Origin of the sequence: Shewanella goraebulensis, from assembly GCF_030252245.1 — a bacterium.
Lineage (GTDB): Bacteria > Pseudomonadota > Gammaproteobacteria > Enterobacterales > Shewanellaceae > Shewanella > Shewanella goraebulensis.
Window position 1 is genome coordinate 3,369,837 of record NZ_CP126972.1, and the last position, 12,109, is coordinate 3,381,945.

Consider the following 12,109-nt stretch of genomic DNA (forward strand, 5'->3'; position numbering starts at 1 on the left):
AAAAACTGCTGAATAAATGTGACAACGAAACAACACTTCCTGTATGTATCATTTATAAACAATCTGATTCAGCAGTCTTTCATTCGCGGTCTAATGAGCGATTACATTCTGGTTGAAAAACGGTATCCCGCCCCGCGCACAGTCTGAATTAGCTTATCATGGCCAGAGTCTTCAACGGCTTTACGTAAGCGACGAATATGTACATCTACAGTTCTGTCTTCAACATAGACGTTTGTGCCCCAAACGTTATCTAATAGCTGCTCACGGCTATAAACACGCTCTGGATGTGTCATAAAAAAATGCAGTAGTCTAAATTCTGTCGGCCCCATATCAAGGACTGATTCACCCACCGAGACGCGATGACTCACAGGATCAAGTAGTAATCCTTGTACATCAATCGTTTCTTCTAAACGTGTTGGTGCACTGCGACGTAATACCGCTTTAATACGTGCAACCAGCTCCTTAGGTGAGAAAGGTTTAGTGATGTAATCGTCAGCACCGACTTCTAAGCCTTTTACCTTATCTTCCTCCTCACCACGTGCGGTGAGCATGATAATAGGAATTTGACGTGTAAACTCATCTTGCTTTAAACGCTTCGCTAATTGTATACCACTGCCACCAGGGAACATCCAATCCAACAGAATCAAGTCTGGATAAGGTTCTTGCAGTAGGTCTATCGCTGAATCAAAATCTTCAGCAGCAGATGTGGTAAAACCGTGTTGTTCCATAACAAAGGTCAGCATCTCTCTGATCGCTGATTCATCTTCTACAATTAAAATCTTAGCTGTCATAATAGTTTCTGTGATTAATTTGCCGCATGGGTATTATTGGTCAGTTTTATTACAGAAATATGATCTTAGGGCTAATAAAACCTACAAAATCATATTTTTGTCATAAATCTATCATGTTTTAGCTTAGGTCATTGGTTTAAAAACACACAAAGGAGACATACGCCTCCTTTGTGATACTACTTTATTCAAATTAAATCGTTATGAATAACGACTCAATTTAGAATTTGTGTTCGATACCAACAGCGAAGTAGCTTTCATCAATTGAGATATCAATCATTTCGCCATCATCTTCTTCCACTGTACCCATTGAAGTACGGTCAGTGTAGAAAGCGAATAGTTTAGTAGGCTTACCTAATGAATAATCGGCACCAATTGACCATGAATCACCTTTATCTTCCATGTCTTGGTATTGTGCTTTCAACGTCACTTGTTGAATTTTGTAAGCTGCACTTAGTAAGTAACCATCAATGCTTTCTCCGCCATCAACAGCTTCTTCTTGTTGGTACATACCACCTAGTACGAAACCAGCAATTTTACCCTGAACAGTACCACGAACAATATCGTAACCAGCGACTTCTGAATCATAGGCAATGGCTGCGTAAACGGGTGTACTCTTAAGGCCTGAATCACCGTACATAGCCGCAAGACTGAAGCCATCATTTTCTTCTTGCTTGCTATCGCCTTCAGCTGCGTAAGTCACGCCCACTTGGAAATCACCAAACTTAGGTGTTAAGTATGTTGCTGTTTGCGCTAGACGGTTTTCGCCTTTGAATAGCGCCTTTAAATCACCTGAGTAATCGTTGAATTGGTCAACTTTACCTTGTGACTTTTTAAGCATTGTATCGTTACGACCTACAGCAAAAGAACCAAAGTTACCTTTTAAACCAACGAATTGGTTACGTGCTGTGAAGTTATCAGAGCTTGAGTTACCCGTATCAACTTGGTACTCGATTGTGTAGAACGCTTCTAAAGAGTCGCTTAATTCGAATCCACCTTTAACACCAAAACGAGACGCATTACTTTGAATTTCTGTAACTGAACCATCGCCATCATCATTCGACTGAACAGTAACATTTAACTTACCGTATACTTCAAGTGGTTCAGCAGCGTGTGCAGTTGAAAGCGTAGCAGCGGTAATAGCTGAAGCAACTAGAGTTTTATAAAAAGCGTTCATCATTATCATCCTTTAGACATAATTTATTGGTGTTCTACACCTAGTTTTTGCTGCTATTTGGTTGGAACTAACAGATTACTGCTAACCAATAGCTTGGGAACGAGGCGAATTCTGCACGTCTTTTGTTGCAGAAATATTTCAATTCGTTATTTTTATTTAGCGAAAGCTAAATTAAACACACAACAAAACAAACAAGCCATTGTAAAATAAAGGGAATAATGCATATTCAGCAAATATGACAGTTTAATGAATTCTGTTATTGCAACAATCTTTGATCATTAATCTGATGGTTTACCCCAGCGCTGTGATACCGTAAACTGCATTTTTAATTTTGATGAGCGCCTTATATGTGGTTTAAAAATCTCACCCTTTATCGTTTCAACAAGCCTTTCACTACCGATACCGAGGCACTCGAAACAGCTTTAGAAGACTTCACCTTTTCTCCTTGCTCAAGCCAAGACATCAGCAAGTTTGGCTTCTCTAATGCATTAGGCAAAAAAGGCCAAGCCTTAGTTCACAGCGCCGAAAACCGTCACTTAATCTGTGTAACCAAAGAAGAAAAGATAATTCCAGGTCAAGTCATCAAGGAAGCCATTGATGAAAAAGTGGCGATGATTGAAGATCAAGAAAGTCGCAAAGTCACTAAGAAAGAAAAAGACGCGATGAAAGAAGAGATAACCATGACATTGCTACCACGAGCATTTTCTCGTCGAAGCCAAACTCATGCGCTTATCATGCCTGAACTCGAAATGATCCTTGTGGACAGCTCAAGTGCAGCAAAAGCTGAAGAGCTATTGGCTTTATTACGTAAAGCATTAGGCAGCTTGCCTGTGGTGCCTTTACACTTCACAACGCCAATTGAAACGACGTTAACTGAGTGGTTACGTAACGGCTCATCTCCACAGCCATTTGAGATGCAAGATGAAGCAGAACTTAAATCAGATTCAGATGAAGGCGGTATTGTGCGCTTTAAGCAACAAGTGCTTCAAGAAGATGAAGTCCTTGCGCATTTAGCGACAGGCAAGCAAGTGCATAAACTGGCACTTCATTTTGGCCAATCTATTGCGTTTTTATTGCAATCAGATGCCAGCGTAAAACGCCTTAAATTCTCAGAAGAATTTAGAGCAGCGACTGATGATGTTGGTACTGAAGATCCTTTAGCAAAATTAGATGCGGATTTCGCATTGATGGGCGGCGAACTTGTAGCCTTCATCAATTCGCTTAAACAAGCACTTGGTCCAATTGAAGAAAATATTTAATTGCTGCCGCTTTTTAACGTAATAGCTTGAAAATAAGCGTATAGATTTAAAAAGCCCCCACAACCAAAGTTATGGGGGCTTTTTATTTACTGAATACTCGCTAAAGCAGCTAACTTAAGAAAGCTAACTATTTGCTAAAACCACTTATTTGAGAAAGTTGCCTTCTTCATCAAATGGCCAATCAATTCCGAGCCATGCTTTTAAGAAAGCTTTTTGTTGAGTGCTAGCGTTCTCAATACCTTTAATAGATAGCTCGCCTTTGGGTTGCTCATCCAATGTAATGACAATCTGCTTTAACTGATCATTATTAAACAATGACACAGTAATCTCATCACCAGGTTTAAAGTCTTCTAAACGTTTTTTAAACCCTGCAGCTGTCACTTTTAATCCATTAATGGCGACAATCTCATCTCCTGCAACCACACCGGCATTCCAAGCAGGGCTGTTACGGCTAACGTGTGCCAAGGTTAAGTCATCGTGTGCACCAGTTAATCTCAACCCGCTATATACAATCGCTTCATCCTTTTTGCCATAACGAATAACAAGACCAGCCTTTGCTAATATCGAATCAAAATCTAAACTAAACGGTGAAGTAATGTGTTGTTGCCACCAAGGTTGATAATCTTTGCCTGATATGTTTTTTAAAATACCTTTGACATCATCAACGTTATAACCCTTAGGTAATTTAAAATCGCGATACAGTTGACGATGAACATCACGGTATGAATGCGTTAACTCAGTATCACTTAGCAAACTAAAGTCTAATGATAGCGACGCTAAATAACCTTCTGAGTAAATATTAACTCCGTGGTTTATCGCGTAATCTCCACCAGTATTAGTCCACTCATTAAGGCTTGCCTCAGATACTGATTGAACTTCTCGGCCAGGTTTGTGCATGTTGCTATTCACCCGCTTAGCTAAGTCGGCAAAGAACTCCTTCGGCGTAATCACGTCTGCACGCAGCAATAACTGATTTTGAAAGTAGCTAGTAGAACCTTCGGCCATCCAAAGTAACTCAGTCATGCTAGCTTCTTGGTAATCGTAAGGTACCAACCCTTGTGGACGATATGCCTTCACATTCCATGTATGGATAAACTCATGTGAAGCCGTGCTAATAAAGCGTAAATAATCTTTGCGCTCTCTGAAATTAAAGCGAGGCAACTGAATAATCGTTGAATTTAAATGCTCTGTCGCCCCACGTGCACCACTGGTTGCATGAACCATGTATACATAACGCTCAAACGGATAATCATCCCAAATGACGCTAGCAGTGCTACTGATTTTTGTTAAATCTTCAACAACTTGCTTAGCGTCATAATTTCCTTCACCCCAAAAAACAAGTTCATAATCTCTACCATCTGCTTCAAAGCTATAGTGAGTATTTATGCCGGTTTCAATAGGGGAATCAATAAGTACATCGTAATTGTCTGCAATAAAAGTATGAGACTTACGGCCACTTTTCATGCCAGAATGGCTATCCCACCCCTTAGGCACTTTCATTGCTACTTTGACATTATCATCTCGAAATTCTGGGCTATACATAAACACACCACTGGCATCTAGGTATGCATGGGTATTGTCAATATGGCGCACCCGAGTGCCTAAGTCATTGGCATAAAGCTGATAAGAAACGTTAACTTCTGTAGGTTTGGTTAAGTTAACTTGCCATTCGCCTGTAGCGCTGCGTTGCCAGGTTAATGGGTTTCCTTTGTTATCGGTTGCTTCAAAAAGGCGAACCCCGTCAGCTAACGGCAACACCGCATACTTTCCTGTGCGCCACACAGGTAAGTTAACAGTTAACACATCAGCGGATGATTTAGGAAAACTCACTTTTACTGTTGCTAAGTGGTGCTGTGGATGGGTTAAATCAATTTGGTAGTTTACCTCAGCAAGGCTGTTTGCTGAAAAAAATACCCCTGCAGTAAAAATAGCCAGTTTTGAGACTTTCACTCTACATTCCTTCTGTTATTATTCTTGTTATGTTTTTATGTATTGTAGTTATTTGTTTTCAATATCATACAAATTCTTTGCTGTAAGTTTACTTTTTACCAAGTGATATTATAACAAGCGCGATTGTTCGCCCACCTACTTCCAACAAAAGCTTACAAAAATAATAATAAGGTCGTCATTAACTTATGCAAAAATTGATTCTTTTCTATCACACCTTACTGTTATTAATTGTAACTTTTCCAGCTCACGCTGAGATTAACCAGCAACGTGAGATTGAGTTTATAGAAACCCCTAATATTTTGTTCGAGCGACTTTCAGCTCGTACTCAGTTTCCACTGTCATTTAATAATCGCACTGAATTTGAAGCAGTTGCAGACTCTTTAAAATATCGCCCAGATGAGTTACAAGCAGATTTAGAGATTCTGGCGCGGCTGTTTCTGGAAACAGCGCTCAAAGCAGATGATAAAATAAATAATGCCCGTTTATTAACACAGCAACTTGAGTCTCTTGCTGAAACGCCTATGCAAGAAGCAATTATTTTACTGCTCGAAGGCAGAATAAGAGGCCTTGAGGATCAACAGTACAAACAATCGATAATTTTATTTAAAGAAGCCCTTAATAAAATAAACAATCTCAATGATACTCAAAGTTTAAATTTGCAATTTATATTGCATCAAAACTTGAGTTCCTTGCACACTTTAGTGAAACAAGACACGCAAGCCTTATATCATTACAAACGCTATCGAGAAATTGCCTACCGACTGCGTAATGATTACTTCATTGCCCTATCTGAAACAGCAATAGGCATCTATTACACTGGCCGCAATCAATTAGCTAAAGCACTGCAGCATCACAGTGAAGCTTATCGAATTTCGAATCGCTTAGACTACCCCGTCATTCAAGCGCAAACTCAATTTCAATTATCTCGTGCTTACCGTGACTTAGGTCAATGGGATGAAGCACTTAAAAACGCCAACGAAGCTGCTATCAGTTATCAAAAACTGGGGCGAGATGCATCTCAGTCTAAAGCGATGACTGTCATTGCGATGATCTACGCTAATCAAGAACAATGGAATAAAGCCATTGACTACTACCTTAATGCTCAGCAATTGGATGAAAAGCACAATAGGAGAATTAGCCAAGGGCTTAATTTCCATAATATTGGTGAAGCGTATCTTCATTTAAGTAATTACCCTTCAGCAATGAATTACCTACAAATGGCTAATGATATATTCAGAGAAAAAGGGGTCATGCATTATCTTGTTTATAATGAATTGCTATTTGCCCAAGCATTGTCTGAACAGTCATTATGGAAAGAAACAATAACCCACGGGGTCGCAGCATTAATCATAGCCGACTCAAAGCAATTACCTGATGCTCAAAAAGAAGCACTTGAATATTTAGCCAACGCATACAGAGAAGAACGTAATTACCCTGCGGCATTGGAAATGATGGACAGATTAGTCCAAATGCAACAAAGTACAGAAGAAGACCCTGTTGAAGAAACACTCTCCTCAAACTTAACTGAAGAAAAATTAAAGTTTGAAATCAATATCTATCAGCACAAACTTAGTGGTTATATTAAAAACAGTAAAGACCAGCAAATGGCTATTATTATCTTGCTTGCCGCCATCTTTATTTTATCTTTTGCCTGGCTTTATAGCTTAAAAAGGTTAAACAGTTTTAAACAACAGAAGACTTTACTCGCCACACAAGTGCTACAAGAGCCTCAAACTCAACTTAAAGGGTACCAAGGGCTACTTCACTGCATGTCTGATGAGAACTCACCTAAAACCATAGCACTGGTCAATGTTAAGCTATTAGCCGATTTAGACAATGAATTTGGACTTACAGAATCTAAAATCATCACTGAAAACTTAATCAATCAATTTGAATCACAATTAAGTTGCAAAGTTTATTTGATTAAACCCGGTGAGTTTGCATTTTGTTTTACAAACTCTTTAGCACCAGAGCAAACTTTGATTCAAATATCGGAGGTACTTTCTCATCAAGCGTTAACAATCAATAGCAATGTGCCCAACTACTCAGAGTTACATAACCTTGAATTAGATTGCATCATGGGTCACATCAATTTGCCTTTGTTGGCGAACCCGGATTTAAGACTCACCACCGAATTACAGTTTGAAACGGTACAATATGCATTGGCGGCAGCAAAAAGCATAGATATAGGCCATACTTACGTCAGTATCCGAACATTAAACTTTGCCCCAGCTGCAATCTTTTTCAAGCCTTTATATTTAAACCTAACGCATGCATTGCAAAGAGGCATTATTCGAGCTGAAACTAATAGGACTATTTCAGATATTAAATGGCCTAAAAATTAACCACAAAAGCCTCAGTTAGTTCAGCTTTTATTCAAACTGGCCGATATAAATATATAGTTAATTGATAGCATATTAAAAGTGTGGGTTTTACTATACAATCTGTAACATTCAACTCGCTAGATGATTGAAGTTGTTAGTAATTTATTTGTTCATTTCAGGGAGCCAAAAAGCATGAAAGATTCTTCAACTGCTGTCTCGCAAGTTTCATTATTAAAACAGAAACTTAATTCAGCTAAGTTGGCCCTCGAAGAAATCCATGAAGATCGTAATGAAAAATTACGCACTTTAATCCAATTTTTAGGGCATTTGAGTCTAGCTTGTAAAGGACAGAACCTAGAGCTCGACAATCGTTTAGCTAAATTACGTCATCATCTGCAAGGCTATGATCAAATTGATGAAGCCCTACCAGAATTAGTGGAAATTGAACGCCTTTTAAAAGGCCAATATCACCACACTATGACCCGCTTAGAAGAGAGTCGCACTAGTCTTTCTCGTGTCATCAGCCAGATTCAAAGAGTTGACTCTGCACCTGATGAAATAAAAAAAGAAATTAATTACTTCAAAAAAGATCTCAATAAGCCAATCCATACTATATGGGAGTACATCCCAAAAGTAGAACAGGTCATTAGTTTCTATGAACATATTCTTCAAAAGGAATTTGCAGATAGCGATGACCATGTCATCTTGCCTCAGCACCTTATCCTAGCGAAAGAGTTGGCACATAAAATTTCAGAGATAGAGTTTAGAAAAGAGCAACGTGATCAGATTCTGGTTATGAAAGAAGTGTTAATGGGTGATATTAAACTCAATACTTTGCTTGAATCTTATCAAACCATTTTAAGTTTATTGCTCAACAACATTGCTCGTGAGAAAACTGCATCTCAAGATTTCTTATATTCATTAAATGATGCCATTAGTGTTGTGCGCGATGTTGTCACGAACACAGCTAACAACAACGATCGCTCACAGCAAATTAAGACTCAACTTAATAAAGAAATTAACTTACGTGTAGATAATGCAGATGGAATTCTAATTGAGTCCGATGATTCATTGTCATTAAAGACTGCACTTACTGTACAACTTGCTTCACTAAAAGATGCCTTGAGTCGCAAAGAGGCATTAGAAAGTCGGGAACAAGCTTTATTACGTAAATCAATCGAGTCGATGCGAAAAGAACTCTCAAGCATGACTAAAGAAGCCAATGCCTATAAAGAAAAGTTATTCGAGCACCAAAAACTTAATTTACTCGATCCGCTAACTCAATTACCCAATCGGGCAGCTCTTGAAGATCGTATGGAACAAGAGTTTAGAAACCATAAACGGTTTAATACCCCACTTTGGGTCGCAGTCACTGATATTGATTACTTTAAATCTGTGAATGATAATTTTGGTCACAGTACCGGTGATAAGACCTTACAAGTTATCGCAATGGCGCTCAAAAACTCCCTTAGAGAGAGTGAATTTGTTGCAAGATATGGCGGTGAAGAATTTGTTTTATTGCTGCCAGAAGTCAATGAAGACAATATTGGTTTATTATTAAACCGTGTACGAGAAAAAATTAAGAACATTCCTTTTAAATTTAAGAATCAGCGTATTACCGTCACATTATCCATTGGTGCAGCGCAAGTTATGGACAACGAACGTATCGAAGAGACTTTTGAACGTGCTGATGCTGCCCTATATAAAGCCAAAAATAATGGCAGAGATAGAGTCGTAATCGATATTTAATATCAAATGCAACTCATCTCTTAGAGGAGTTGCTTATGATTATAAAAATAAGTCCCAGAGGCAGTTTAGATCAATTGTCTCAAATGGAAGTTAATCGCCTTAAACAAAGCGCTAAAAGCGAACTATACCAACTTTTAAGAAACTGCTCCCTTGCTGTACTCGCCTCAGGCCTCCAAAGTGATAACTCTGAGGCCTTATTCGATACGTATTCCAACTTTGATATTAATGTGTTGCAGCGCGAACGTGGCCTACTCATTGAATTAATTAACCCTCCTGAGCAAGCTTTTGTTGATGGAGAGATCATTGCTGGTATTCAAGAGCATCTTTTTGCAGTACTACGCGACATTGTCTATATCGATAACAAATACGATAATTTAAAACACATCAATCTCACTAACGCCAGTCACATAACCAATGTTGTGTTCGATATTCTACGCAATGCTCGAGTCATTTCTCCAATGAAAGATCCCAACGTCGTGGTATGTTGGGGCGGTCATAGTATCAACCCCACTGAATATCAATATACTCGAGAAGTAGGCTATGAACTTGGCTTGAGAGGCTTAGATATTTGCACTGGTTGTGGCCCTGGTGCCATGGAAGGCCCCATGAAAGGCGCTGCTATTGGACATGCTAAACAACGAGTCAATAATGCCAGATACATAGGGCTTACTGAGCCAAGTATTATCGCCGCCGAGCCCCCAAACCAGATCGTCAATGAATTAGTCATATTGCCCGATATCGAAAAACGCTTAGAAGCCTTTGTTCGCTTAGGGCATGGGATTGTTATCTTCCCTGGCGGTGCGGGTACCGCAGAAGAATTACTGTATATCTTAGGCATTTTGCTCAACCAAGCTAATCAAACACTGCCGTTTCCACTCATTCTTACAGGCCCTAAAGAAAGCGAAGATTATTTTATCGAAATCGATGCTTTTATTGGTGCAACACTAGGACAAGAAGCGCAGGACAAGTATCAAATTATTATTAATGACCCAGTAAAAGTCGGCCGCACAATGAAACAAGGCATGCTGAAGGTAAAAGAGATGCGTAAGAGTTTAGGCGATGCCTATCAATTTCAGTGGTCATTAAAAATAGAGCCTGAGTTTCAACTACCGTTTGAGCCTACTCACGATGTGATGGGGAATTTGCATCTATATTTTCAGCCAAACAAAGCAGAACTTGCGGCAACACTTAGGCGCGCTTTTTCAGGTATCGTGGCAGGTAACGTTAAAAGTAATACCATCAAATTAATTGAAGAATATGGCCCCTTTGAAATACGAGGTGACAAGCAATTGATGAAAATGATGGATAAACTGTTAAACGCTTTTGTTAAACAGCAAAGAATGAAATTGCCGGGTAGCGCTTATGTCCCTTGCTATCAAATTGTTACCCCTGATGACTAGAAGCCACTTTGACAAAGTAAAATGCAGGACGTTGTTTAATATCATGTTAAATAGCTATATGATTAGTCATTATTATTTGCGCCATATGGAATAGGTTATCCTGTGATGTTAATAATAAAATATTCCCTGCAACGGCTCAATTGAGCCATGCCACCAGCAACGAAAAGATAAAACATGAATAAACTATTGATCATTGATGGTCTCAATCTTGTTAGACGTATTCATGCTGTACTGCCAGATGAAAATGATATCACCAGTGTAAAAGAGCGCACCATTTCAGCTGCCCAAAAACTACTTAAACATCATCAGCCCAGCCATGCTGTTGTTGTTTGGGATGGCGATAAGGAGTCATGGCGAAAACAGTTATATCCTGACTATAAAAAAGGTCGCAAGCCAATGCCTGCTCCGTTAAAATCAGGCTTAACTGATATCAAGACAGCTTTAGCTGAAGTCCACGTAAATTCACATGACGCAGTATCTGAAGCTGATGATGTAATTGCGACTTTAGCGACAAAAATTGCTGAAAATAATGGTCAAGCCATCATTGTTTCTACCGATAAAGGCTTTGGCCAAATCAGTCAGAATAATATTGATATATGGGATCACTTTAAGCAGCAATACTTTGATATTAAAGAATATGAAAAAAAGCTCGCTGTGCAGCAAAATCAAATTTTGGATTTTATTGCATTAGCCGGCGACTCAGGAAACAAAGTTCCTGGCATCGCTGGAATTGGCCCTAAGTCAGCTGCTGACTTACTCAACAAATTCAGAAGTCTTGCCAACTTATACAAATCAATTGATAACCTTGGAGCCAAACAAGCTCAGAAGTTATTAGACGGTAAAGAAATGGCGCGAGTGAGCTATAAACTTGCCCAACTTCAATGTCATATGCCGCTCAACATTAACCTAAAACAATTCAGAGTCCCTTCCAACAATGAAGGGAGAGTTTAGACAATGAAGCCTTCCCTGTCGTTTCTTATTGCCTCAATGTTTATTGCTTACGTCGTGTTTGCCATTACCGTAGTACTCGTCTATGAACCTCGCCCAGAAGACCGCAGCTGGCAAGATAGGCAAGAATTTAATAATAGGATGCTTAGCGAAATCACCATTGGTCAGAGTATCACGAGTATTCGTCAGAAAATGGGACGAGCTGACTTTACTGAAGCTAAAGCCACCGAAGATGCTAACTTTCAAATTATGTTTTACCGCACGCATCACGTGAAATCTGATGGTATAACAACCAAAGATGAGTGCACCCCATTATTATTTAAAGATGATCAACTCATAGCTTGGGGACAAGAAACTTACGATCAGTTTCTACAAATCCCGATATTGAATGTTGTCATAGAATCATCACCGGTAGTAACTTCTAAACCTGCTGCTAGTGAAGAAAAACAGGCTAATAAATCTCTACAAAAGTAGCCTCTAATTTTAAATGAAACGCTTAAAATTCAGACATAAA

The 12,109-nt window shown here is 39.1% G+C and carries 9 protein-coding genes; 6 read left to right on the forward strand and 3 right to left on the reverse strand.

The genetic code is table 11. The features are described 5' to 3' along the window. Positions 1-101 precede the first annotated feature (101 nt). Together phoB and QPX86_RS14270 are read right to left on the reverse strand one after the other, a co-directional pair. Complete coding sequence (phoB, locus tag QPX86_RS14265; protein ID WP_102529072.1) at positions 102-791, reverse strand: phosphate regulon transcriptional regulator PhoB; 690 nt, start codon at positions 789-791, stop codon at positions 102-104. Between the two features lie 217 nt (positions 792-1,008). After that, positions 1,009-1,968, reverse strand: a complete 960-nt coding sequence (locus tag QPX86_RS14270; RefSeq protein ID WP_220754807.1) for a porin — start codon at positions 1,966-1,968, stop codon at positions 1,009-1,011. A 344-nt stretch (positions 1,969-2,312) separates the two neighbouring features. On the opposite strand from QPX86_RS14270, the gene rdgC reads away from it, so the two are divergent. Then, positions 2,313-3,224, forward strand: coding sequence for a recombination-associated protein RdgC (gene rdgC / locus QPX86_RS14275; protein WP_220754808.1), 912 nt, complete (start codon positions 2,313-2,315; stop codon positions 3,222-3,224). A 144-nt stretch (positions 3,225-3,368) separates the two neighbouring features. On the opposite strand, the gene QPX86_RS14280 is transcribed toward rdgC, so the two are convergent. Then, positions 3,369-5,174: a M61 family metallopeptidase gene (locus QPX86_RS14280; RefSeq protein WP_285163056.1), complete on the reverse strand. Its 1,806-nt coding sequence runs from the start codon at positions 5,172-5,174 to the stop codon at positions 3,369-3,371. Positions 5,175-5,359: 185 nt separating this feature from the next. On the opposite strand from QPX86_RS14280, the gene QPX86_RS14285 reads away from it, so the two are divergent. The 5 genes from QPX86_RS14285 (at position 5,360) to QPX86_RS14305 (ending at position 12,069) form a co-directional block, all read left to right on the forward strand. Continuing rightward, complete coding sequence (locus QPX86_RS14285) at positions 5,360-7,519, forward strand: tetratricopeptide repeat protein (RefSeq protein ID WP_285163057.1); 2,160 nt, start codon at positions 5,360-5,362, stop codon at positions 7,517-7,519. Between the two features lie 171 nt (positions 7,520-7,690). Beyond that, positions 7,691-9,247, forward strand: coding sequence for a GGDEF domain-containing protein (locus QPX86_RS14290; RefSeq protein ID WP_220754811.1), 1,557 nt, complete (start codon positions 7,691-7,693; stop codon positions 9,245-9,247). Positions 9,248-9,282: 35 nt separating this feature from the next. Then, the gene (ppnN, locus tag QPX86_RS14295) at positions 9,283-10,647 is read left to right on the forward strand and encodes a nucleotide 5'-monophosphate nucleosidase PpnN (RefSeq protein ID WP_285163058.1); all 1,365 of its coding nucleotides are present in this window, start codon (positions 9,283-9,285) and stop codon (positions 10,645-10,647) included. A gap of 174 nt (positions 10,648-10,821) precedes the next feature. Further along, complete coding sequence (gene xni / locus QPX86_RS14300) at positions 10,822-11,598, forward strand: flap endonuclease Xni (RefSeq protein ID WP_220754813.1); 777 nt, start codon at positions 10,822-10,824, stop codon at positions 11,596-11,598. A 3-nt stretch (positions 11,599-11,601) separates the two neighbouring features. Beyond that, positions 11,602-12,069 carry a DUF3192 domain-containing protein gene (locus tag QPX86_RS14305; RefSeq protein WP_285163059.1) on the forward strand — a complete coding sequence of 156 codons (468 nt, stop codon included), beginning with the start codon at positions 11,602-11,604 and terminating at the stop codon, positions 12,067-12,069. Positions 12,070-12,109: the final 40 nt, after the last annotated feature.

What these genes read in the sequence shown, in the direction of transcription:
- QPX86_RS14290 (WP_220754811.1), top strand. Translation starts at nt 7,691, where the DNA reads ATGAAAGATTCTTCAACTGCTGTCTCGCAAGTTTCATTATTAAAACAG.
- xni (WP_220754813.1), top strand. Translation starts at nt 10,822, where the DNA reads ATGAATAAACTATTGATCATTGATGGTCTCAATCTTGTTAGACGTATT.
- ppnN (WP_285163058.1), top strand. Translation starts at nt 9,283, where the DNA reads ATGATTATAAAAATAAGTCCCAGAGGCAGTTTAGATCAATTGTCTCAA.
- phoB (WP_102529072.1), bottom strand. Translation starts at nt 791, where the DNA reads ATGACAGCTAAGATTTTAATTGTAGAAGATGAATCAGCGATCAGAGAG.
- QPX86_RS14285 (WP_285163057.1), top strand. Translation starts at nt 5,360, where the DNA reads ATGCAAAAATTGATTCTTTTCTATCACACCTTACTGTTATTAATTGTA.
- rdgC (WP_220754808.1), top strand. Translation starts at nt 2,313, where the DNA reads ATGTGGTTTAAAAATCTCACCCTTTATCGTTTCAACAAGCCTTTCACT.
- QPX86_RS14305 (WP_285163059.1), top strand. Translation starts at nt 11,602, where the DNA reads ATGAAGCCTTCCCTGTCGTTTCTTATTGCCTCAATGTTTATTGCTTAC.
- QPX86_RS14270 (WP_220754807.1), bottom strand. Translation starts at nt 1,968, where the DNA reads ATGATGAACGCTTTTTATAAAACTCTAGTTGCTTCAGCTATTACCGCT.